21 protein-coding genes are annotated in these 24050 nt (G+C 60.4%); 4 read left to right on the forward strand and 17 right to left on the reverse strand.

All coding sequences use genetic code 11. The features are described 5' to 3' along the window. From ATI02_RS11440 to mdaB, 6 genes are all read right to left on the reverse strand, one after another. Positions 1-861: a MurR/RpiR family transcriptional regulator gene (locus tag ATI02_RS11440; protein ID WP_095191405.1), complete on the reverse strand. Its 861-nt coding sequence runs from the start codon at positions 859-861 to the stop codon at positions 1-3. 15 nt (positions 862-876) lie between these two features. After that, positions 877-2226: a GntP family permease gene (locus tag ATI02_RS11445; RefSeq protein ID WP_095191404.1), complete on the reverse strand. Its 1350-nt coding sequence runs from the start codon at positions 2224-2226 to the stop codon at positions 877-879. 662 nt (positions 2227-2888) lie between these two features. Beyond that, on the reverse strand, positions 2889-3506 hold the full coding sequence (locus tag ATI02_RS11455; RefSeq protein ID WP_100846311.1) for a Fic/DOC family protein: 618 nt from the start codon (positions 3504-3506) through the stop codon (positions 2889-2891). Between the two features lie 140 nt (positions 3507-3646). After that, the gene (locus ATI02_RS11460) at positions 3647-4540 is read right to left on the reverse strand and encodes an NAD-dependent epimerase/dehydratase family protein (RefSeq protein ID WP_100846312.1); all 894 of its coding nucleotides are present in this window, start codon (positions 4538-4540) and stop codon (positions 3647-3649) included. A 103-nt stretch (positions 4541-4643) separates the two neighbouring features. Beyond that, positions 4644-5555, reverse strand: a complete 912-nt coding sequence (locus tag ATI02_RS11465) for a LysR family transcriptional regulator (protein ID WP_100846313.1) — start codon at positions 5553-5555, stop codon at positions 4644-4646. Between the two features lie 127 nt (positions 5556-5682). Continuing rightward, on the reverse strand, positions 5683-6273 hold the full coding sequence (mdaB, locus tag ATI02_RS11470; RefSeq protein ID WP_100846314.1) for an NADPH:quinone oxidoreductase MdaB: 591 nt from the start codon (positions 6271-6273) through the stop codon (positions 5683-5685). Positions 6274-6457: 184 nt separating this feature from the next. On the opposite strand from mdaB, the gene ATI02_RS11475 reads away from it, so the two are divergent. Further along, entirely contained in the window at positions 6458-6772 is a 315-nt protein-coding gene (locus tag ATI02_RS11475) for a putative quinol monooxygenase (RefSeq protein WP_095191400.1), read from the forward strand. On the opposite strand, the gene ATI02_RS11480 is transcribed toward ATI02_RS11475, so the two are convergent. After that, a complete protein-coding gene (locus tag ATI02_RS11480; protein WP_100846315.1) occupies positions 6762-7526 on the reverse strand; it encodes a sulfite exporter TauE/SafE family protein in 765 nt (254 codons plus the stop codon). The genes ATI02_RS11475 and ATI02_RS11480 overlap by 11 nt on opposite strands. Before the next feature lie 216 nt (positions 7527-7742). On the opposite strand from ATI02_RS11480, the gene ATI02_RS11485 reads away from it, so the two are divergent. The 3 genes from ATI02_RS11485 to ATI02_RS11495 all read left to right on the forward strand — a co-directional run bounded on the left by ATI02_RS11485 (position 7743) and on the right by ATI02_RS11495 (position 9865). After that, positions 7743-8624 carry a LysR substrate-binding domain-containing protein gene (locus ATI02_RS11485; protein WP_016984259.1) on the forward strand — a complete coding sequence of 294 codons (882 nt, stop codon included), beginning with the start codon at positions 7743-7745 and terminating at the stop codon, positions 8622-8624. Between the two features lie 55 nt (positions 8625-8679). Beyond that, entirely contained in the window at positions 8680-9255 is a 576-nt protein-coding gene (locus tag ATI02_RS11490; protein ID WP_016984258.1) for an NAD(P)H-dependent oxidoreductase, read from the forward strand. 199 nt (positions 9256-9454) lie between these two features. Continuing rightward, a complete protein-coding gene (locus ATI02_RS11495) occupies positions 9455-9865 on the forward strand; it encodes a MerR family transcriptional regulator (protein ID WP_100846316.1) in 411 nt (136 codons plus the stop codon). A 69-nt stretch (positions 9866-9934) separates the two neighbouring features. On the opposite strand, the gene ATI02_RS11500 is transcribed toward ATI02_RS11495, so the two are convergent. From ATI02_RS11500 to ATI02_RS11545, 10 genes are read right to left on the reverse strand one after another with little or no spacing between them, the layout of a single operon-like run. Next, entirely contained in the window at positions 9935-12550 is a 2616-nt protein-coding gene (locus tag ATI02_RS11500) for an efflux RND transporter permease subunit (RefSeq protein ID WP_100848456.1), read from the reverse strand. Positions 12551-12583: 33 nt separating this feature from the next. Further along, positions 12584-13420, reverse strand: a complete 837-nt coding sequence (locus ATI02_RS11505) for an outer membrane lipoprotein-sorting protein (protein ID WP_100846317.1) — start codon at positions 13418-13420, stop codon at positions 12584-12586. 59 nt (positions 13421-13479) lie between these two features. Then, on the reverse strand, positions 13480-14778 hold the full coding sequence (locus ATI02_RS11510; RefSeq protein ID WP_100846318.1) for a DUF1302 family protein: 1299 nt from the start codon (positions 14776-14778) through the stop codon (positions 13480-13482). Between the two features lie 2 nt (positions 14779-14780). Next, the gene (locus tag ATI02_RS11515; RefSeq protein WP_100846319.1) at positions 14781-15545 is read right to left on the reverse strand and encodes an SDR family NAD(P)-dependent oxidoreductase; all 765 of its coding nucleotides are present in this window, start codon (positions 15543-15545) and stop codon (positions 14781-14783) included. Next, entirely contained in the window at positions 15542-16279 is a 738-nt protein-coding gene (locus ATI02_RS11520; protein ID WP_100846320.1) for a 3-oxoacyl-ACP reductase family protein, read from the reverse strand. The genes ATI02_RS11515 and ATI02_RS11520 overlap by 4 nt, the downstream gene beginning before the upstream one ends. 9 nt (positions 16280-16288) lie before the next feature. Continuing rightward, a complete protein-coding gene (locus tag ATI02_RS11525) occupies positions 16289-19159 on the reverse strand; it encodes an aminotransferase class III-fold pyridoxal phosphate-dependent enzyme (protein ID WP_100846321.1) in 2871 nt (956 codons plus the stop codon). 54 nt (positions 19160-19213) lie between these two features. Next, positions 19214-20422 (reverse strand): beta-ketoacyl synthase N-terminal-like domain-containing protein, encoded by a 1209-nt coding sequence (locus tag ATI02_RS11530; RefSeq protein ID WP_100846322.1) that lies wholly within the window; start codon positions 20420-20422, stop codon positions 19214-19216. After that, on the reverse strand, positions 20419-21714 hold the full coding sequence (locus ATI02_RS11535) for a beta-ketoacyl-[acyl-carrier-protein] synthase family protein (protein WP_100846323.1): 1296 nt from the start codon (positions 21712-21714) through the stop codon (positions 20419-20421). The genes ATI02_RS11530 and ATI02_RS11535 overlap by 4 nt, the downstream gene beginning before the upstream one ends. Then, the gene (locus ATI02_RS11540) at positions 21711-22769 is read right to left on the reverse strand and encodes a beta-ketoacyl-[acyl-carrier-protein] synthase family protein (RefSeq protein WP_100846324.1); all 1059 of its coding nucleotides are present in this window, start codon (positions 22767-22769) and stop codon (positions 21711-21713) included. The genes ATI02_RS11535 and ATI02_RS11540 overlap by 4 nt, the downstream gene beginning before the upstream one ends. Position 22770: 1 nt before the next feature. Then, positions 22771-24045, reverse strand: a complete 1275-nt coding sequence (locus ATI02_RS11545) for a beta-ketoacyl-[acyl-carrier-protein] synthase family protein (RefSeq protein ID WP_100846325.1) — start codon at positions 24043-24045, stop codon at positions 22771-22773. Positions 24046-24050 lie beyond the last annotated feature (5 nt).

Raw genomic sequence — 24050 nt, forward strand, 5'->3', positions numbered from 1 at the left:
TCAGTCTCCCAGCGGCAGGTGATCGTCGCCGCCACGGTATTCGTCGAGGGCGAGTTTAATCCGCCGAAGACGTTCTTGATTGTCTTCAGGATTGGCCAGCGCCAGCTCGGTCGCGAGCACGTCGATGGCAAGCAACATGCCGTAACGCGCCGCCGTCGGTTTGTAGATGAACGATGTCTCTGCGCCTTGCAGCGGCAGGACGATGTCGGCCAGTTCCGCCAGCGGCGAGTCGGCACGAGTGATGGCGAGGATGCGCGCGCCGTAGTTGCGCGCCAGCTCGACAGTCTCCAGCAATTCCGGGGTGATGCCGGTCAGCGAGCAGACGATCAGCACCTGTTCGGCGTTGAGGCTGGCGGCAGTGACACGCATCATCACCGCGTCGTGACACACCGCAATCGGGTAGCCGAGGCGCACCAGACGTACCTGCAATTCATCGCTGCACAGGGTCGAGCAACCGCCCATGCCGAACGCGTGAATCATCCGCGCCTGGCCGAGCAATTTCACCGCATCGGCGAAGCGTGATTCGTCGAACCCGGCCAAGTGCTGACGCAACGTGGTTTCGATATCGCCGACAATCTGCCCGTAAAACGCCGACTGTTCAGGCGTGCCCGCCGGGTCGAGAAAACGACTGCCGACGCCGCTGGCCTGGGCCAGTTGCAGACGCAGATCGCGCAGGTCACGACAGCCGACGGTGCGGGCAAACCGCGACAGTGTGGCGGTGCTGACTTCGGCGCGTTGCGCCAGATCTTCGAGGCTGGCGGAGGCGGCAAAGCCGACGTCGTCGAGCATCAGCCGGGCGATGCGCCCTTCGCCGGCGCTGAAGGAATCCTGGCGGGCGCGGATCTGGTAGAGGATGTCCATGGCGGCGGGCTCCGGTTACAGCAGGTAAGAAAGGCCGACGGTCAGACCGAAAGCGACCAGCGAGATCAGCGTCTCAAGCACGGTCCAGGTCTTGAACGTCTGCGCGACCGTCATGTTGAAGTATTCCTTGATCAACCAGAAGCCGCCGTCGTTGACGTGGGAAAAGATAACCGACCCGGCACCGGTCGCCAGCACCAACAGTTCGGGGTGTGGATAACCCAGACCGATGGCAACGGGCGCGACCACGCCAGACGCCGTGGTCATCGCCACCGTGGCCGAACCGGTGGCGACCCGCATTAGCGCCGCAAACAGCCAGCCCATGATCAGCGGCGACAGGTGAAATTCGTGGGCGAGGCCGACAATCTGATCGGTCACACCGGCATCGACCAGAATCCGGTTCAGACCACCGCCCGCGCCGACCAGCAAAGTAATGCTGGCGGTCGGCGCCAGACATTCGTTGGTGAACTTGAGGATCGATTCACGGTTGAAACCCTGCGCAATCCCAAGCGTCCAGAAGCTCAGCAATGTCGCCAGCAAAAGCGCAATCACCGAGTTGCCGATGAACAACAGGAACTGGTTGAAACCGCTGCCCGGTGTGGATATCAGGTTGGCCCAACCGCCGATCAGCATCAACACCACCGGCAACAGAATGGTCGCCATGGTGATGCCAAAACCCGGCAGTTTGTCGCGCGGTTCGCGGTCGAGGAATTGTTTTTCCAGCGGGTTATCCGCCGGCAATTGAATACGCGGCACGATGAATTTGGCGTACAGCGGGCCAGCGATGATTGCGGTCGGAATGCCGATGGCAATCGCATACAACAACGTCTGCCCGACCGACGCCTGATAGGCCTGCACCGCCAGCATCGCCGCCGGGTGCGGCGGTACCAGCGCATGCACCACCGACAGCCCCGCGACCATCGGCAAACCGACCATCAGAATCGACACGCCGACGCGCCGCGCCACGGTAAAGGCAATCGGCACCAGCAACACGAAACCGACTTCGAAGAACAGCGGCAGCCCCACCAGAAACGCGATGCAGACCATCGCCCAGTGCGCGTTCTTTTCACCAAACTTATCGATCAACGTGCGCGCCATCTGATCCGCGCCACCGGACTCGGCCATCATCTTGCCGAGCATCGTCCCCAGCGCCACCACCAGCGCAATGTGCCCGAGCGTCTTGCCGACCCCGGCCTCATACGCCCCCACCACACCCGACGGCGGCATCCCCGCCACCAGTGCCAGACCAATGGAAATCAGCGTGATGACAATGAACGGATTGAGCCGGTAACGGGCGATCAGCACGATCAAAGCAATGATGGCGACGGCGGCGTAGACCAGCAGCCAATAGCCGAAGGAAGGCGTCATGCGGTACTCCTCGCAAGGGTCACGTTCGAATGGGTTGTGAAACTCATAAATCATTTCGAGATCGAGATTTCAAACCACATGAAAGTAATTTTCGTGGAGAGGCAAGGCGTGTCGCGGATGGATATGTCTTGTCGTGATTAATGAAAATCGTAGGCCGGGATTTACATGGCTTTTCGGTGAACGAGAAACCAATGTGGGAGCGAGCCTGCTCGCGAAGGCGACTTCACATTCAACATCTTTGCCGACTGATCCACCGCTTTCGCGAGCAAGCTCGCTCCCACAGTTTTGATCGCAGTCCTCCAGACAGGATGCGCAAAACCTGCGGGAGCTGGCTTGCCAGCGATGATGGCTGCACATTCAACTTAAATGCTGACTGACCGACCGCTATCGCTGGCAAGCCAGCTCCCACCGGTTCGGTGTCCAGCCATACGTTATATTTTTCAAATCCAGCCAAGCGCTATACTCGCCTGACAACCTCCGCGGAGTCCCTGCCATGAGCCCCACACCTCGCACCAAAAAAAAACTGACAACCGAAACGTTGATCCGCGCAGTTGCCAGTTCGACAGCCATCGAGACGGGTCAAAGCGTGGAGACCATTGAGCGCAAACTCAAACTCAGATCCAGTAAATTTCTGCATTTGTCCCTGGCCAAGTAGCCCCGCCTCAAGTCCACAACGCCTGTCGTACCCAATACTCCATGGGTTCGTAGTTGCATTTCAGCCCTTGGTTGATGGCTGCAGAATAAGCCTCTTTATTCCGCTCCCAACTGCTGTAGTCCAGCGGCACGTAGCCCGCCTGCACGGCCATGACATCCGCCAGTAATCGCGACAAGCGTCCGTTACCTTCACGAAAGGGATGAATCAGGATGAACTCGACGTGCGTGACAGCAATGGCGCGAATCAGGTTCTCGTCCAGATCGGGCCGACATGGCGTGTATTTGGCAAGACAGTCCCTTTCAAATACGTCGAGCAACCGAGGAATTTGCGGCGCAGCGGCGAAGAAAAATCCATCCTTGCCCAAATTTACCGCACGGACATCGCCCGCCCATGGATAGATGTTCCCGAGCCAGTGTCGATGCCAATCCTTCAGATCCTGAACAGTGATTGACCGATCAGGCAAATGCTCGATGAGCACAGATTGGTAGAGCTTTTCCAACAAAACCAGCTCTGCATCATCCATGTCTTCGGGTTCGATAACTCCCAGTTTATTGCTCAGCACTTGCTCATTCGAGCCGGGCTGAAAGCTGCTTTGCGCCCCTTCTGCGTCATAACGGTTAATCATCCTTGTACCTGCTGAACTGGCAATGTTCAGAGCACCATAGGTCTGACGTGACACAAGCGCAAAGCCCGAAACGAAAACGGCTGCACGATGGCAGCCGTTCTAAAGGGTGATCACAAAGCCCGGCGGGGCTCAAACTGCAATCACACCATTTCGTTACGAATCCATTCAACCACCGAGGTGCGCTTCGGCACCCAACCCAGCAGTTCGCGGGCGTGTTTGCCGCGCACTCGGCTGTTGGAGCCTAGGCCGTAGTTGGCCATTTCGTAGCCCCACTCCGCTTCGGCGTCTTTCAGTGGCCAGTCTTGTGGTTGGCCCAGGTTCAGGGCTTCGGCCATGGCGGTGGTCATGTCGATGAACGAGGCTTCGCCGCTTTCGACAAAGTAGAACGTGCCCGGGACGTTTTTGGTCAGCGCCAGCAGGTAGAGGGCGACGACGTCTTCGATGTGCACGTTGGACCAGATGTTCTGGCCTGTGCCGACATGGCGCACTACGCCGCTTTTGCGTGCTTGTTTGAGCAGTCGCGGCAATTGCACGCTGTCGCGATTGACGCCTAGACTGTGACCATAGATCAGCGTGTTGCAGATCACTGCCGAATTCACGCCGTCCTGCGCCGCGGCGAGGATCAGGTTGTCGATGGCCACGCGGGCGGCCTTGTCGACGGTCGGCTCCGGCAGGTTGTCTTCGAAATAGATGACGTCGCTGGACTTGCCGCCGGATGCATCGCCAACAATGCTCGAACCGCTGGTGTGCAGGAATACTTTGTTGGAACCGCGCAAGGCATCAAGCAACGCTTCAACTGCACCGCGATGGTCGCTGCTGGCGGCGTTGATCACCGCATCGGCAGCGCGGGCCTGTTCGGCGAGCAGGGCTTTGTCATCAAGGGTGCCGATGAGCGCAGTCATGCCGAGCGCTTTCAGTTCTTCAGCCTGTTCGACGCTGCGCACCAGGCCTGTGACTTTGTGCCCGGCCTTGACCAGACCGGTAGCGATCGAGCCGCCGATAAAACCGGCAGCGCCGGTGACGAATACGTTCATGGAATAACTCCCTGCGTGAATAAGTGATGGGACGAGTATCGGCCTGTGGATCCGAGGGAAAAACCCGCCCTCGCCCAATTCACTCTTGCGCAGAGATCACGAATCAGCCCTTGAAGTCGGCGCTGGCGTAGGCCGCGAGTTTGCTCTGGATGAAGTCGAGGAAGCACTGAATGCGCAGCGCCAGTTGCGAATTACGGTAGTACACGGCGTTGATCGGTTGGCGATAACCGCTGTTGAATTCCGCCAACACGACCTGCAAACGCCCGGCGCGAATGTCGTCGATGGTCATGAAGTGCGACAGGCAGGCGATGCCTTGCCCTTCCAGCGCCAGGTGCCGCACGGTCTCGCCGCTGGAGGCGCTGATGGCCGCGGTGATCGGCCAGCGATCACCGTGCACATAGCGCAGCGGCCATTGGTTGAGGCCTTCGTTCTGGGTGAAGCCGAGCAAGGTGTGTTCGCTGAGGTCAGCCACTTGCTGCGGCGTGCCGTGTTTTTTCAGATACGCGGGACTGGCGACGATCAGCAGCGGACTGCAACCGAGCGAACGTGCGTGCAACGTGGAATCGGCGAGGGTGCCGATACGGATGGCGATATCGGTGCTTTGTTCCAGCAAGTCAATGATCAGGTCATTGCTGTTGAGTTCGAGCTGGATGTCCGGGTAGAGCCGGCGGAATTCGTCGATGTACGGGACAACGGCGTGGAGCATGAATGGCGATGCGGCGTTGATCCGCAAGCGCCCGGACGGGGTTTGCTGGCGCGAGGACAGCCGCTCTTCGAGTTGCTCCATCTGGTCGAGAATCAGCTTGGCCTGTTCGAAGAAATACTTGCCCTCCTCGGTCAGGTCCATGCGCCGCGTGGTGCGGTTGATCAGCGTGGTATCAAGCTTGGCTTCCAGCCGCGACAGCGTGCGACTGACCGCCGACGGCGTCTGCCCGACCTGCTCGGCAGCAGCGGAAATCGAACCGCACTCGATCACACAGACGAAAATCTGCAACTCATCGGATCTGGCTTTCACGGGTGTCCTCTTTGAAATCGCCAAGATCGCAGCCTTCGGCAGCTCCTACAGTGAAATGCGTTCCCCTGTAGGAGCTGCCGAAGGCTGCGATCTTTTGCTGTTACAACCGATAGTAGCCCGAAACCACTCAAGCCTTGAGGCCAAACACCTCGCTCAAATGCTGCTCGTAGCGCGCCACATCATTTTCGATGTTCGGGCGTTTCATCACGTCCACACAGAGGAAGGTCGGCAAAGCAGTCATGCCCAAAAATTCATTAGCCTTGTGAAACGGGAAGTACACCGCGTCGACGCCTTTGGCTTCGAAGAAATCATTCGGATCATCGAAGGCTTGCTGCGGCGCGTTCCAGGTCAGCGACAGCATGTATTGCTTGCCCTGAATCAGACCGCCGCTGCCGTACTTCTGCGAGGCATCGGAACGGGTACGACCATCGCTGGCATAGAGGCTGCCGTGGCCTTCGGTGAAGACTTCGTCGAGGTACTTTTTTACCGTCCACGGCGCGCCCATCCACCAGCCCGGCATCTGATAAATGATCACGTCGGCCCAGAGAAATTTCGCCACTTCTGCGGCGACGTCATAGCCCTCGTCGATGAAAGTGGTTTTGACGTCGACACCGCCACGATCCAGCACGCTCAGCGCGGCCTCATGCAGGGTGGTGTTGTAGCGACCGTCGGAGTGGGCGAACTTTTTACCGCCATTGAGCAACAGCACTTTTTTCATGAGAAAGCCTCGGCGCAGCCCTTGGGCTGGATGGAGAAGGGAAAATTGAATGGCCGCAGATTAACGATCCGCCTCACGCGGAATAAGCCAGGGTTGCGCAAAATACATTTGAGTAAAACGCACGAATCGACAGTGGATTGTTGCCGTAGCATCCGCAGCCATCTGAATCCGAGGAGTTGTTGTGATGAGTGAACGCCAGGGTTTCATCCTGCACGCCAAGACCCGCCCGGAAAAAGCCGAGGCTTTCGAAGCGCTGTTTCGCGCCTATGTCGAGCCGAGTCGCGCCGAACCGGGCTGCATCGAGTACCACATGCTGCGCGATAAAGAAGATCCGACGCTGTTCATCTTCTACGAGATCTGGGAATCCCAGGCCCATCTCGATGTGCATTCGGCGCTGCCGCACATGAAGCAGTTTTTCGAGCAGCGCATGGACTATCTGGAGCGCGACTTCGATATCCGCCTGATCGACATGCTCAGCGAAGCATCGGCTAACCGCTGATCAGCAAGTGGGCGCCGAGCGCGCCCAGACCGACGAAGAACACGCGCTTGAATAGGATGGCGCTGATTCGCTGCCGCAGCCATTGGCCGAGCAGCATGCCGAGTACGGCCGGAATCAGCGCCAGCAGCGAGGCACTCAACTCGCCGCCACCAAGGGCGTCGCGCCAGAACAGGCCGCCGGCCAGCGCCAGGGTCGAAACGGTGAAGGACAGGCCGAGCGCTTGCACCAGTTCATCGCGACTTAAATTGAGCGCCTGCATATACGGCACGGCCGGGATGACAAACACGCCAGTGGCCGACGTAATAGCGCCAGTGATGACACCGCAGACCGGGCCAAGCCAGGGTTCATGGCGAGGCTTGATGTGCAGCGTCGGCAGGAACAATCCGCTCAACGCATACAGCAACAGCGCCGCGCCCAGTCCGCGCACCACCCAATGTCCGCCCGCCATGCCGATCCACAATGTGCCGACGCCGGTGCCGAGGAAGATCATCAGCAGCATCGGCCACAGGCGTTTGATCAGCCCTTTCAAATGACCACCGAATGCCAGTTGCCACAGGTTGGTCAGTGTTGCCGGGATGATCAGTAACGCCGCTGCCTGCGAAGGTGCCATAGCCAGACCGAGCAGGCCCATGGCAACGGTGGGCAGGCCGAGGCCGATGATGCCTTTGACCAGACCGGCCAGGATGAAAGTGGCGATCACCAGTAACGAAAGGGCCAGGCCGAGGTTTTGGTAGAAATCTGCGAGTGTGTTCATGGCGCTAATGTGCGCCGGTCGAGGGCGGTTGAAAATCTGCCATATACTGAGGAAGCCTCTCTTTTAACAAGAGGCTGATATTTTCATTAGGCGACTGCCCCCTTCGCGAGCAGGCTCGCTCCCACATTGGATGGGTGTCGTACACAATTCCCCTGTGGGAGCGAGCCTGCTCGCGAAGGGGCCAGCCCAAACCCACTAAAACCAGAGGCCACCCTCATGCACTTCGACCTCACCGACCTGCGCCTCTACCTGCACATCCTCGACACCGGCAACATCACCGCCGGCGCAGCCCGCAGCCATTTATCCCTGGCCGCCGCCAGCGCCAGAATCCGCGCCATGGAAGCCTCGCTTGGCGTCGATTTTCTTGAGCGCGGCCGCCGTGGCGTCACACCGACGGCCGCCGGAAAGGCGCTGGCCCAGCACGCGCGCATCCTCCTGCAACAGGCCGAGCGCCTGCAGCAGGATCTGGCCGACTATGCCCAAGGCGTCAAAGGTCAGGTGCGTTTGCTGTGCAACACCACGGCGATCACCGAATACCTGCCGGAAGTACTCGCGGACTTCCTGCGCGATCATCCCAATCTCGACATCGACTTGCAGGAACTGCCCAGCGCGCGCATCACTCACGCCTTGCGCCAGGGCGCGGCGGACCTGGGGATCGTCTCCGATGCGGTCGACACCCACGGCCTGCAAACCCGACCCTTTCGCGACGATCCATTGGTGCTGATCCTGCCCCCCGAGCATGTTTTGGCGAGTCAGGCGTCGCTGACGTTTGGTGAAACCCTGGCGCACGACTACGTGGCGCTTGGCAGCCACAGCGCGCTGGCGATTCACTTGGAGGAACAAGCGCTGCACATCGGCCAGCGCATGTCGATCCGGATCCGTGCCGATGGCTTCGAGGCCGTCATGCGCATGGTGGCGCGAGGTGCGGGGCTGGCCATCGTGCCCAAGGTGGCCATCGAGCGCTGGGCGGCGGTGCACTCGATAACGTGCCGGCCGCTGGACGAAGTCTGGGCGCATCGCACTCTGCAATTGTGCGCGCGGGACTTCGACCACCTGCCCGGTTACGCCCGGGCCTTGTTTGATGCGCTGGTGCCTTGACTCTACCGCTAGGGGCAGACTCTATCCTGTGCGCTTCATTTCAGGAGTACACACAATGAGCAAACGAATGCTCGTGATACTGGGTCACCCCTCCACCGACAGCTTTTGCGGGGCATTGAGTGAGACTTACGTTCAGGCCGCCAAGGACGCCGGGCATGACGTGCGGCTGCTGCGTCTGGATGCGCTGGAGTTCGACCCGGTCCTGCACGAAGGCTACAACAAGGTGCAGCCACTGGAGCCGGACCTGCTGCAAGCGCAGGCCGATATCACCTGGGCCGAGCACCTGACATTCGTCTATCCGATCTGGTGGGGCGGGATTCCGGCGCTGTTGAAAGGCTTCGTCGACCGGATTTTCCTGCCGGGTTTCGCCTTCAAATATCGCGAAGGCAAAGCCTTCCCCGACAAGCTGCTCAAGGGCCGCACCGCGCATTTGCTGGTGACCATGGACACGCCGTACTGGTACTACAAATGGATCTATGGGATGCCGGGGCTGAATCAGATGCGCAAGACCACGCTGGAATTCTGCGGCATCAAGCCACTGAAGACGCTGACCTTCGGGCCGATCCTTGGCTCCAAGCCAAACCAGCGCGATGCCTGGCTGGAAAAGGCGCGCGTGACCGCCGCCGTCTAGGGTTTTCCAGCCGCCTCAACTGACGGCGCACCCGCCGCCGTCAGTGCCTCTTCGGGTTCCCTTCACGAGCCCGTCCGTCGCCTGTGCACGTCATTTACGCGCAGTTGCAATTTTCCGATGGTATTGGACATATAATCGCCGCCGATCCGGCATGACGCCTGATCGCGCTACGCTATGTTTGACCATCGAGACGGACCTTATGTATATCGGCAAAGCCGCCCAGCTGTCGGGCACCACAGTCAAAAGCATTCGCCATTACGAAGAAATCGGCCTGTTGCCAGAGCCCAAGCGTGAAGGCAAATACCGCATCTACAGCCAGCAAAGTGTCGAGGTGTTGACGTTCATCAAGTGCGCCCAGCAACTGGGTTTCAAGCTCAAAGAGCTGCAGGTGATCCTCAACAACTACCGCGGCGACGAATTCCCATGGGACATGGCGCAACGAGCCATTGCCGAAAAAAAAGCCGAACTGGTGACCCAGATCGGCGATTTGCAGCAGTTGCACGACGGCCTCGAAGCGTTCGAAAACAACCTCAACGATGCGCGACAGGAATGTCAGTTCGAGCGCATTGCCCGTTATGGCGAAAAAAACCCGGGCACTACCCTGAACTGAAAACCCTGCTGCGCCGCATGACCGGGTTCGCCTGTCGTCTCAGGGCAGGCGCGCCCGGTCGTTGGCGAGTCAGCCCGGCACCGCCTCCCCTTCTGTGCGCAGCGCTTGAACCGGCGCATGCACCGGCGTAATCGCCGCAAAGAACCACGGCGATACCAGCGTCACCAGGACAATGGTCATGACCCCGCTGGAAAACAGCGCCATCGCCACCAATGCGCCGAGATCGACAATCGGCTTGAAGTCGGAAAACAGCAGCGCCATGAAGCCCACGGAGAAGATCACCACGTTGATCACCGTCGAACGGCCGACGCTGTGCATCGCCTGCAAGATAGCCGCGTCGATCTCAATGCCCTGCTGCACCAGCAACTTGATCCGCGACAGCAGGTGCACGGCGTAATCGACCACCCCGACCACGAGGAACGTCACCAGCGTCGTGCCGATGTTCAGCTCGATGCCGAACAGGAACATGAAGCCGTAGACCGTCACCGACGTGGTCAGCAAGGTCAACATGCCGAGCACCCCGAGGCGTACCGATTTGAGCCAGTACATCATCATCAACGTGACGACCAGCAAGGCGAGGGAAAAACTCAGCACCTGACCCTGAGTGATTTCCTGCAACACCCCGGTCCAGATCAACGGCGTGCCGGCGTGGGTCACCTCAAGGTTGGCCGGTTTGTTCACCAGTAGCCAGGCGTCTAGGCGGTCGAGCATGCCCTGATAGTCGCTGGCGACCGACGAGGTCATGGTGTACAGGGTCAGGGCCTTGGAGAAGTCGGCATTGAGCACGTTGTTCAGGTCCGAACCGCCACCGTTTTCGAACAGCATCACGTGCTGCTCGATCAGCGAATTGCCCGGCACTTCAAAGCGCTCGATCTGCCCGTCATCATTGACCGACGTTACTTTCTCCACGGCATTCGGTACCCGCAGATATTCCGGGTTCATGTCGTTGAGCACCAGGTTCATGCGCTTGACGTAAGTCGCCAGCGAGTAGCCGTAACTGACGTTCGGCTGCTGTTTGATGAAGTGGTCGAGCTTATCGATGAACTGCACCACTTCGGTGGTCAGCACGCCGCGTGGTTCTTTGCTGTCGATGGCGATCCAGCCCGGCGCCGTGCCCGCTACTTTGGCGTGGTTGATGAACTGATCGGACACGCGAATGTGGCTTTCCGGCTTGAAGTAAGCAATGCCGGAGTCTTCAATATCGACGCGGAAGGTGAACACGGTGGCCAGTGCCAGCAACGGCAGCATGACCATCAGGATCGGTTTGCGAAAGCGGATCATCCAGGCACAGAACGCCACCAGATACCGCGAGATGATCGATTCCTTGTGCACTTCAGCCTTGGCCTGCTGCGGCTGATCCTTGCCCCAAATGGAAATCCACGCCGGAATCAGCAACAACGAAATGATCAGCGCCGCGGTCAGACCGATCGACATGAACACGCCGAAATTGCGGATGCTGACAATGTTGTTGGTGGTGGAAATCATGAACGTGGCGATGGTCGTCACGGTCGTCAACACCACCGGCACCACCATCAAGCGCTGGGTTTCGCGGTTGGCCTCACGATTGCTCTTGCCCGCGTTTTTCTGCTCGTAATATTCAGCCATCACATGGATCGCATCGGAGCAGCAAATGGTGAACAGGAACACCGGCAGCACACTGGTCAGCAGGTCGAACGGCACCCGCAACAGCGCCATCAGGCCCAAGGTCCAGATGGTGCAGAACAGAATATTGAACAGCGGCAGCAGCACGCCCAGTGGTTTGCGGAAGAAGAAAATCAGCAGCAAGGTAATCAGCAAAAACACGATCGGGAACAACACCGCCAGGTCGTGATCGATGATCTCCTGCTGCGCGGCGATGAAGATCGGCATGCCGGCAATGAAGATTTCGTCCTTGTACTCCGGGTGCTCGGCCTGATACTGCGCGACGATGCCGCGCACGATCTGATAGGCGCGCAATTGCGCCTGGGCGTCGTCCTGCTTGGTGCCGAGTTCAGCCACCAGCATCGCGACTTTCTTGTCCTTTGACACCACCCCGTCGACCATCAACTCGTTGCCCATGATCTGCGACTCGACCAGCGCCGGGTCCATGTCATAGGCATTGAGGGTTTTGTGGATCAACAACTCGCCGTCGTCGGTCAGGACGATGTTTTCCAGGTCGCCCATCGAGGCCATTTCGCGGATCGGGTTGATCCGCTCGGCGAGAAAGGTCAGGAACAGCTGATCATGGGAATCCCAGTTCTGGCTCTGGGCATGATCACGCAAGGCCTTGGCGTTGGCGTAATCGTTCTGCGAAAAACCACCCTCGAGAATGTCCCGGGTCAACAACTGCGCACGACTGTCGTCCGGGTGCCGGGCAACGATCTGCGCCAACTGATCCTTGTCGGCATCGTTGGCCAGGATCATCTTGCGCACCGACTGCGACATCGAAAACAGCGCGTTGAGCGTGTTTTTGTTGAACACCGTTTGCGGGTTGTTCAGCGCCACCATCACCGAGTCGAACGTGCCGGTGAACTCACCCTGCAAATCGATGATGGTCTTGCGCGCCGGGTGGCTTTCCTTGAGCAGATAAGGGTTGGTGTCGGACACCAGCGCGCCCAGCGTATAAGTGAAATACGCCGTAATCGCCACCAGCAGGAAAACAATCGCCCGCGCATAGCGCTCGACGAAATTCAGATATCTTTCCATGATCATGCGGTTCCAGGTCGTCGGGGTCGGCGCTTAGCGGGCAGACACGGCAAAGTCCGGCAGGTCACCGGTTTTCAGCCCGCGTTTGATGGCGGTCTGGGTGAAGAGGCGGTCTTCCAGAGAGACGTTGTACTGCAACTGGTTGAAGCGCATTTCCGAGCGCGTGCCGTCGATAAAGTGTTCGGTCTCACTGAGCACGATGCTGTCGATCGAATCGATGGTCGCGACTTTCTGCGTGCGCATCTGCTTGATCAGCACACCTTTGACGTCGAAGAAGTCCTGACGCATGACCAGGAAATTCTGCTTGTCGATCCACACCTTCAGCTTGTTGTAACCGGTCTTGGCCAGCACTTCGGGGGAGGCGGGTTCGCGCTCGATCACGTAGCAGTCGCGGCCCTTGATCTGTTCTTCGCCGACGAGTTTCTGCGAGTAGTCCTTGACGCGGATCTTGTCCAGATCGGCGTACGAGTACTCACTGCCCATGAACGAGCCGCGCTTGTCGGTGGTGGAGATGCGGCGGGTTTGACGGCTGACCGGCAGGTACATCCACTGGCTGTCTTCCAGGCCGAGGGGTTCGTGCGGGTTTTCGATGTGGAAGGCCACGTCACGGACATCGGTCGGCGCGGAAAAGTACATGCTGAACTTGTCGCTGTCCGGGTAATCCTTTTGCAGGTAGGTGAACTCGCGAACCCGGGTATTGCCTTTCTTGTCATGCAGGATCAGCGAAACCTGGGACATGAAGCTGTTCCCGTCATTGCGATCGCGCACCTGACGGATGATCTCATCGGCATTGCCGGCCTCGGCGGCACTGGCGCAGGCGCTGCCGAGGATCAGTGCGGCGGTGGTCAGACTTTTCAAAAACGGCAACATGACAACTTCCTTTTCGTTGGATGAATGCACCTGCGCACGAGAGCGGCAGGCGTGATGGGTCAGAACAGATAACCGGCCGACAGCCGCACTTGATCGCGCTTGCTGTACTCGCCAAAAGTCTTCTCGGGCTTGCCGAAAAACACGTCGACTTCCAGGCCGAGCTTGATGTAGTCGACCGGCTTGTAGGTGAAGATGCCTTGCAGCAAGGCGTCGTCCTGAAACGGCGGTGAGCCACCGACCACCAGACGACTCTTGAGACGGTCCTGCCAATGGGTGCCCTCGGCCGACAGGGTGAACAGCGGCTCATACTTGTCCTGCAACATGCCGTCCTGCCAGTCGAGCAGCACTTGTTCCTGCCATTGCGCGGAGATCAGCCAGTCGCGCAGCAGGTAGTCGACACCCAGCAGCGACTTGACCATGGGCGTGCTGTCGGCACCGTAGGCTCGCGTCGGATTGGTCACGCGCCAGTTGTCGAAATACGCGACCTCGCTGCGCACCACGATGCTGTGCCCGGCGTCGATCGCCAGCCCGGCACCGCCCATGGTGTAACGGGGAAACTGCCGTTCCAGCCGCGTGCGACCGTCGTCGGCGAGGCCTTCGACCGCGTACACAGGATCTTGCTGACGGGCGCTCAAGGCTACAAAACTGGTGTCCACCGCGCCGATCCGGCCATTGGCGCTCAGGCCATAGGAATAGCCCTTGTCGCCGTCATAACCGGGCTTGGAGTCGAGCAGGAAATACTGCGGATCCGGCGTGGCAAACAGCGGCGCGGCAAATTCACTGCCCTCCACCGGCGCCCGGTTTTTCAAGAAGTCAGTGATCCACAGCGCCTCCAGTTCCCACTCGCCCACCGGTTGTGCAAAACGCACCATGGGCACGGCGATGCGACTGTCTTCGAGCAGCGGCGTCAGGCCATCGCGATAGTCCAGCGGGTTGATCTGATCGAGCACGCGCAATTCATCCGCACGGCCCCAGACCACTTGCTGCCAGCCCACCGTCACTTCGCCGTCACCCAGCGAATGGCCAACGTAGAGGTGCCGCCAATCGGCGTCGAAACGGTACTTGTCCCGCGCCCGTTCGCTGTACGGATTGTTGCCGTCGTAGCGCGCGTCATAACGCACGCGGCCCTTGGCCTTGTAGTAACCGCCCTCCCAGTTGTCTTCCAGATTGGCCTTGAAATACACGGCTTTTTGCGTGACCTGATCGTCGCCGTGCAGGCGCAAAGCCGTGGCCACGCCGACTTCACCGTCGGCGTAATCGGGCTTCAGATCATCGATGGTCAATTCGGCCATCGCGGTGGGCGCAGCCATGCACGCCCACACCGCATACACGATGTGACTGTTGTGAAATCGAGGCATCGCTACATTCCCAACCCGACACCGCCATCGATCACCAGACTCTGCGCGGTCACCCCGCCAGCCTCGGGGCTGGCCAGGTAACGCACCATCGCCGCCACTTCTTCGCTCTGGATGAAACGGCGCATCGGCAGTTTCTTCTTCGCGTTGCGAACGATCTGTTCCTGGGTCAAACCGGCAATCGCCGCTTGCGTCGCCAGTTCACCCTGCAACATCGGCGTATCGATCCACGCCGGCAGAATCGCATTGACGGTGATCTGCCGCGAAGCGAGATCCAGCGCCAGCGCCTTGGTCATGCCGACGATGCCGTGTTTGGAGGCGCAGTACGCGGTGTTGCGCACCTTGCCGGCACGGCCGAGGATCGACGACATGTTGATGATTCGCCCACGGTCGGGCATCAGCGCCAGGCACAACGAGGTCACGTAGAACGTGCCGTTGAGGTTGACCGAAATCACCTTGTGCCAGTTGTGCAGATCCTCCGGCTCGTTCTCGTTGCAGATGCCGGCACTGTTGACCAGCACATCAACGTATTCGACTTGCGAACCGAGTTTCTTGAACAACGCCTCCATGGCCGGCAGGTCGGCAATGTTTGCTGCATGGGTTTCGACCCGCGCCTTGATCTGCTTCTGTTGCTCGTCGACCCAGCGTTGCAGTTCGGCCAGATCGAGATCCAGCAGGATCAGGCGATTGTCGGCGTCGGCGGCAAAGTTCTCGGCAACCGCGCGGCCGATGCCTTTGGCCGCACCGGTGATCAGAATGGTCCGGCTCATGGCATTTTCAACCCGCCGTTGACCGACAGGACCTCCCCGGTCAGGTACAAACCGCGATCGGCGAGGTACAGCACCGCTTCGGCAATTTCTTCCGGTTCCGCGTAGCGCTTGATCAGCAGACGCGACTGGATTTCTTCCTCCTGACTGCCGATCAGCGCCGTACTCATCTCGGTCTTGACGATGCCCGGCGCTACCGCGTTGACGCGAATATTGCGTGGCGCCAGCTCCACCGCCAAGGCACGGGTCAACGATTCGACCCCGCCCTTGGCGGCGGCATAGTTGCTCTGCCCTTTGCCAGGCTTCTGCGCCGCCACCGAACTGATGTTAACGATGCAACCTTTGCGCTGGCGCAACATGCCCGGCACCACCTGCTGACAGCAAAGCATCGTGCCAATCAGGTTGGTCTGGATCACGTCGACCAGGTCGCGCGCCGACATCGTCGCCAGCAGACCGTCGCGGGTGATGCCGGCGTTGTTGACCAACAGATCGATACGCTGAAAATGCTGATCGACCCGCTCGAAAAACGCCTTGATGCTGTCGCCGCTGCTGACATCGCACTGCAATGCCAAGCAATCGATGCCCGACGCCTGAACTTCATCGCGCAAGGTCATTGCCGCGACTTCATCGCGCACGTAACTGAACGCGATCTGATAACCCGCCCCGGCCAGGGCCAGGACAATCGCCCGACCGATGCCACGACTGCCACCGGTCACCACTGCTACTTTATTCGGCATGACCGTTCCTTAGAGCGAGTTGTCGGTTTTGAACTGCGCGAGGCTGAAGCCGTGAGTCGCCGCCAGTGCACGAATCTGCTGCACCTGCTCACGACTGATGTCGCCATAGGAGTAGTGCTGTTTCATCCCGGACAGGCCCATCAACACCGATTCGGCCATGCACGCGTACAACTGACCTTGCTTGAGATAGGCCCGAACGTTTTTCACCAGGCCATCGCCCAGCGGCGTCTGCACGATGCCGCCGTGCATGTAGAGCACGTCGGAGCGCTGACTGGCGAGGTTCTGGTCGACGTTCAGCGGCACGGCGATGTCGCAGATCACGCCGTTTTCGGCGAAGTGCTCGGCAAAGAGAAACGGCTGCGGTGCGTTCGCCGCGCAGAGCACGATGCGCGCCTGTTTCAGCACATCAAGATCGTTACTGACGGTGATGAAGGCGTTCGCGCCCAAGCGTTCCTCGACCAGTTTCGCCACGCGCTGCCCCAGATCGGCACTGCTGCCATGGGCCTGCAACAGCGCATCGATGCCGTCGATTTTCTGCAGGCGACGGGCGAGGCGATCGTGCTCGGCCACGCCCTTGAGAATCGCGCGGGCGGCTTCGGCGTAAATCTGTTGCGCGGTTTTTTCCAGACGACGCAGGGAACCGTCGCGGCCGCTACCGATGAGGATCAGGTGCTCGACACTGGTCGACAGCAGCGAGGCGTAGGTCGAGGCGATGTTGCCGGCGGCACCGACCACCGCAGCGGTTTGCTCGCTCAGTTCCAGGCCTTGCTGCTTGCAGCCCTGTTCGATGGCTTCCAGGCCCATGCCGATGGTCAGCGCGTTACCGGAAGTCAGCGCCATGTCGGGAATCTGCAAGGCCTGGCAGTTGTTGGTGACGATCGAGGTGTACATGCCCAGCCCGGCGACGGTGTAGCCATCGGCGCGGGCGTCCTTGATGCGATTGCCGACTTCTTCGCGGATGGTTTGCAGATCACCGCTGGCGATGTACGCCGCCATGGCGTCGGAATCCATGCACAGCGGGTACAGGGTGAACTCCACGGCGGTGCCGAGTTTCGAGCGAATCAGCACCGGGCCGATCGGCGCGGCACGGCGCTCGGGGGCCATGCGCTTGATGAATTCGCGTTTCTGCTCAGCGCTCAGGGTCGACAGTGAAGGATCGACGTCACTGAGCATGTCCGAATCAATCAGATGGTTGATGAACGCCACGCGCGCCACCACGCGCACGTTCTCATCAGACTTTGGGAGGCTTTCATCCTCCTTGAAGCTGACCTCGCGGGCCGGCACTTGCGCGATGCTGTCGGCACACACACCGGCGGCCAGCGGGAAAGCATCGCGGCGGCGCAGCATGTCGCAGACTTTCTGCAAAGAACCGATCAAGCCGTCGATTTCTTCGAAGGTGATGCACACCGGCGGTTCCAGACGGATCACATTGGCGTTGCTGCCCGACGGCGCCACGCGCAGGGATTCGAATTGCAGCAGGTAGCCGGCGATGATGTAGCCCAGCGCATCGTTGTACTGCGCCGATGCCTGAACCAGTGAGCTGGTGCCGGTCAGATCGTGCAGTTCGAAGCCCAGCAACAAGCCACGCCCGCGCACGTCGGCGATCACGTCCGGATAGGCCGCTTTGAGTTCCAGCAGCGAAGACTTGAGGTATTCGCCCTTCTTGTTCACGTCCTTGAGCATCGCGCTATCGTTCTCGAACAGACGGCGCAGGGCCGACAGGGCGATATGGCAGGACGCGTCATCTTCGGCAAAGGTCGAACTGTGGATGTAGCTGAAATCGTTTTCGTAGTGGCTGGCGCGAATCACCGTCGCGGCAATCTTCATCAGGCCACCGCCCAAGGCTTTCGACAGGCAGTAATAATCACCCTGCAAGTTGAAATGGCTGGCGCCGAGCAAGGTGCCGGTGCGGCCGAAACCGGATTGCACTTCATCGATGATCAGCGGGCATTGCTGCTCGTTGCACAGACGCCGCAGGCCCAGATAGAACTCATTGGCGAACTCGTTGATGCCGCCCTCGCCCTGAATCGGCTCCAGCAATACCGCCGTGATCGCGCTGAATGCTTCGCGGCGGACCTGCAGGGTTTCGCCGCTCCATTCCAGGCTCAGCCAGTGACGAATATGACGGGCCGGCAGCTCTTGCAATTGCTGGGGTTGCTGCGGGTCGATGAACTCGACGTTGAGGCCGAAACGGGCGAACGGCTTGCGGTACTGCTTGCCGTACGTCAGTTGAACGGTGTTCACCAGTTTGCCGTGAAAGCTGCCGCGCACAGCGAGGAACACCGGCTCGACATGCAGTTGCGCCAGGTTGTGCTGACGCACCGCTTCGGCCACTTGGCGCACGGTGACGCAGGACAGATTCTGCGGTAGCAGACCGGCGGGCAAATCGAGATCGTCGATGTCCAGTTCGACGTAAGCCTTGTCGCTGGCAACCAGATTGGCGAGGGCGAAATCACGCTCGTCGAATTGCTTCTGCAGGTTTTTCTGACGACGGTATTCGGCGTGCTTGACGGCGATTTCCACCGACTCGGCGCCACTGTTGGAGAAGGTCGAGATGTAGCGTTCGCTGTTGTTCAGTTCACGATTGAACGCTTCACTGAGTTCACGCCCCAACTGCCCCGCCGCACCGCGCACCGACATCTGCGCGTTGAACGGCACATCGGCACGCAGCAGGTCGACGAGTTGATCGACAAATTGCGGATCGTTGTGGCCATACAGCGCGGCGCCGTAACCGCCGAGGAAGTCAGTGACAGTCACCTCTTCGCCCTGGCGGTCGCGGTAAAACAGTTTGCTGCCCAGCGCTCTGTGGAACTGGCATTCGAGGCCCAGGGCCTGCATCAATTCTACGAATTTCGGCCGTACGTAATCGCGGTAATCCATGACAGTTCTATCCCTTAAGTAAAAAATCAGATGCGTTTCGTTGCGTGCCGACGGTCAGTCGGCCGCGTGAAATTCGAGTTGGTAACCGGCGCTGAAACCGTTGTCGTCGCGGTTGATCACCAGGCAATCGTGGAGCACGGCATCGCGCGGACCGCCGAGCACAAACGGCAGGTGCGCATCCAGCGGTTGCTGCAGACCACTGACCGGCGGGATGCTTTGCGCCTGCAAGACCTGCCGGGCAAAGATCAGATCAACCAGGCTCGGTGCACCACTTAGAATGCCGGTCAGCGGCGTGCTGCTGGTGATGTGCGCAGCGCCGGTTCGCGCCAGCGTGCGGGCCAGATCGGCATCCTTGTGCGGATCGCCAGTGGCGCTGCTGATCAGCAGATCCACCTGTTTGTCGGGCAGGTTCAGCGAGTCCAGACGCGGATGGGCGAAGAGCGCCGTCAGGCAGGTTTGCGGGCCTGCCGGCAGATCATCGGCGCGGCGCAGTACCAACGCTGCCGCGCCTTCGCCGGCAATACCACCACGGCCCTGGCGATCAAAGGCACGCAGGCTTGGCGTTCCTTCGGTACTGATCACCCCCGCCTCGGCCAGTGCGGCGAGCGCCAACGGATCCAGTTCACTGCCCGCGCCCACCACAATGGCCGCATCGATCCGACCGCTCTGCAACGCCGCGCAGGCTTCGCGCAGCGCCGCCAGGTTGCCGGCCACGCCTTGCATGTAGGCGTTGCATTCGCACTCAAGCTTCAAGGCCAGACTGACGACGCCGAGCAAACCGTTGCTCAGGCTTTTGAGGACCAGAAACGGATCGAGCGCGCGCTCCTGCAACACGCGTTTGGCCAGACGCTGCATGTCGGCACCGCTCTCGGTCTGACACTCGTGCAACAGTTCGCCGTAGGACGCGAGCGAGGGATGGGTGTAACCGCCCTGGCAGCAATAGAGACCAAAACGCACGTTGTCGCGGCCCGGTTCAAGCCCGGCCTCGGCCAACGCCTGGCGCACGGCACTGACGCCCCAGATCACTGCCGGCGGACAGTAGCGCTGGAGGTTTTGCGCAACGTCCTGACGGCTACGTTGATGGTCTCGATCAGCGATGTGTCCGAATGCAGTGACCCGCTCGCTGTGGAACAACGACGAGTTCAGAGGCGAGATCGCGCTACGTCCTTCGCGGGCCGCCGACCAGAAGCCCTCAACGCCCCAGCCGGTGGGCAACACACAACCGCTGCCGGCGATCGCTACACGTACAGTGGCGTCAGTCATTGTCCATGCTCCCGATATTTGCCAAGGGCCAGCGAGGTATTGAGGCCACCGAAACCGAAGGAATTGCTCAACGCGTAATCCACTCGGCGGCTGACGGCTTGACCGGCGCAGTAATCCAGATCGCACTGTTCGTCAGCGTCATGCAGGTTCACCGTGGGTGTGACCAGATCGTTGAGGCAGGCCAACGCGGTGACGATGCATTCCGGTGCGCCAGCCGCGGCGATCAGGTGACCGAACTGTGATTTGTTGGCGCTGACGGCCAGGGTTCGATAATGCTTGTGCTCGGCGAACACACTTTTGATCGCCAGGGTTTCGGCGACGTCATTGAGTGGGGTCGAGGTGCCGTGGGCGTTGATCAGATCAATCTGCTGCGCGCGCAAACCGGCGTCATCCAGCGCGGCCTGCATCGCCAGTGCCGCGCCACGTCCTTCCGGTTGCGGTGCGGTGACTTTGTAAGCGTCCAGACTGCTGCCGAAACCCAACACTTCGGCATACGGCGTGGCGCCACGGGCCAAGGCATGTTCGAGGCTTTCCAGCACGACGAAACCACCACCCTCGCCGGCAATCAGACCGCTGCGGTCACGATCGAACGGACGGCACAGATCCGCGCCCCAGCGCTGCTCGCTCGACGCGGCACCGAGTAAATACAACGCGGCCATGGTGTCGAGGTTGAGCACCGAGTCGGCGCCACCCGCCAGCGCAACGCTGACTTCTCCGCGACGAATCATCTGAAAGGCATTGCCGATGGCTTGTGAAGCGCCGGCACAGGCACTGCTGATGTTGATCACCGGCCCTTCACAACCCAGGTCGTCGGCGATTACCCGCGCCAGACGGTCGTTGCTCTGACGCAGCGAGCCATCGGCATTCACTTGCCCGGCCCGCGACATCAGGTACGACCAGCTCGGGGTGCCGCCATTCGGGGCTTCGCTCAGCAGCATGTCGGCGAGCATGTGCTGCGGTGCTCCCGAGGCACACAGCACCGCCGCGCCCCGCAACTGTTCTGGCTGCAAGCCGCTGTCACCGACTGCCTGCGTGGCAGCCACCCAGCCAAAGCGACTGCGCTTTTCCAGCGGCATCGTCCAGGCCGGATGGCTTTGCAGTTTTTCCGGCAACAGGCGCATGTCGACAGGCGCTGCATAACGCACCGCGAACGAGGCCTCTTGCAGGTCGTCCGGCTGCCATGGCCGTACGCAATGTTCGGCGCCGAGCATTTTTTCCCAGAGGGTCTGCCATTCGAAACCGAAACCGGTGACGGCGCCCATGCCGGTGATCACAATCCGTGTCGCACTCATGCGTGCTTCTCCATGGTTTCACTGGCCAACAGCAATGCGCCCCAGTGACCGGCGCGAGTGTGGCTGACAAGCAACGTGTAGCCCGGCGTCGCCGCGACTTCACGGCTGAGGTGCAAGGTCAGTGCGACCTCTGTCAGCAAGGCGCTGGCGCCCAGTTCACCGGTCATGGCGCGAGTGCTGCGAATCTCGCGCGGGAAAGCTTCGAGCAACTTCATCACTTGCCCGTCAGCGCAATTGCCGACGATATGCTCGACGTCGCCGACCCGCAGTTTCTCGACACTCAGGACCTGGTCGATCACGCGCCGACCCACCGCCACAGACCGCTGTGGATCGGTGCTGTAACCACGGGCAAACCCGGCAATGCGCACGGCGTGTGCCGCACCCGGCGGGGGTGTCGACGCCAGCAGCAGCGCGGCGGCGCCCTCACCGAAAATCGGTTCTCTCGCCTGATCGGGCTCGCGCAGGTACAGGGCAGGGGTCAGGTTCGGACTGCTGCTGACCACCAACGCGGCGTCGGCATGCCGCTCGCCGATCTGCTGGCAGGCCTCGATCAGCGCATCCAGCCCGGCATTGTCCTGGGAACAAAATCCGCCCATTGGCCCATGGCATTCGAGCGCTTCAGCCACATACGCCATCACGCTGCTGTTGAGCAGGGTCAGCGCATGCAGGGGCGGCGTGTTGGCCAACAATTGGCTGAGTTGTTTGTGGGGCTGTTCGATGATCGCCTGCACCGCATCCCAGCAAGGACTCGGCGCATCGACTTCGGGAATGGCCGCTGTCAGGGCAATGCGTGACGCAGGCAATTGCAGCGCCGCCAGTGCCGGCGCCAGCCGTGCGGCGCAATGCAACAGGCGCAAGCCCTGCGGTTCGACGCTGCGCTGGATCTTGCGATCAAACAGGTCACTGGCCAGTCGCGGCGTCGGCAATGCAAATGCCTGACGCTGTGCGTCAAAGGCCAGCGGTTGCGCCGCGCAGGGCGTGCCGAGCAAGTCAGCGCAATCACTGCCCGCCACATTCAGCACCGCAGCGGCATTCAGGTAGATGGCTCGGTTCATGTCATGCCCTCCCCAAAACCAGCGAGCTGTTGATGCCGCCGAAGCCGAACGAGTTGGACATCACCACGCTGATCGGCTGTCGCACCGGCTCGCTCAAGAACTTCAGCGAAGGGTATTCGGCACGCTCGGGGTCGTAATTCAGGGTCGGCAACAGCACACCGTCACGCAGGCTCATCAGCGACAGCACTGCTTCGATCGCGCCACTGCCCGCCAGCGAATGGCCGATGGCGGACTTGTTGGCGGTGAAGGTCATGAAATCCTGGCAGCCGTCGAACAGACGCTGCAGCGCCAACGCTTCACAACTGTCATTGGCCTGCGTGGAGGTACCGTGGGTGTTGACGTGTTGCACGGCGCTGCGCAACAGCCCGGCATCTTCGATTGCTGCTTCCATGCATTCCTCGTATTTACTGCCATCGCGGCTGCTGGAGGTCATTTTCTGCGCCTCGCAGACATTCGCGTAACCCAACACCCGGCCCAGTAGCGCAGCCTTGCGCCGTTGTGCGTGTTCAGCGGATTCGAGAATGACCATCGCCGAGCCTTCGCTGAGGACAAAACCGCTACGGTCCGGCATGAACGGGCGGCTTTGTTCGCTCGCCGGCAAGTCGGCCTGACAGAGCGCGCCAAGGCTGTTGAACATGTAATAAGGCAGTTCGTTGGCCATCAGTTCGACGGCGCCGCAGATAGCCAGATCGATCTCTCCGCGCTCGATCGCCCGGTAAGCGCTGCCGATGGCCATGGTGCCGGCGGCACAGGCATCGGAATGGGTCGAGATGTGATCGCGGATGCCGAGCCAATCGGCCAGGTGTTGTGTCTGTTGATCGACCCGCCGGGTGAAAGTCGCGCTGGACGGTGCCGGACTGTCCAGCAGACGATCGAGGTCGACGCGTCCGGCCTCATCCATGCAACGGCTGATCCGCTGCAGATCGTGGCTGTCGGCACAGTACTTGTTGGCGCCCAGAAACAGACCGCTGCGACTGTGAGCAAAGTCTGCCGGCGTCAAGCCGGCGTGCTCCAGCGCCTGCCGGGCAACGTACTCGGCCAGCACACTTTGCCGTGGGTGCAGCGCCGCGTTGCCGCCGAAACCGGCCTCGATCCGCTGCCACTGCGTATCGTCGATAAATCCGGCTGCGCTGTTGTTGAATCCCAGCGCCTTGAATCGAGGATGTTCGCGGACACAGGATTGCTTCCGGCAAATCCGCTCGAACAACGTGGCAGCGTCCAGCGCCATGGGCGCCACCAGACCGAACCCGCTCACATAGACTTCTCGTGCCCGCATGAGAA

It is taken from the genome of Pseudomonas baetica, from assembly GCF_002813455.1.
Lineage (GTDB): Bacteria > Pseudomonadota > Gammaproteobacteria > Pseudomonadales > Pseudomonadaceae > Aquipseudomonas > Aquipseudomonas baetica.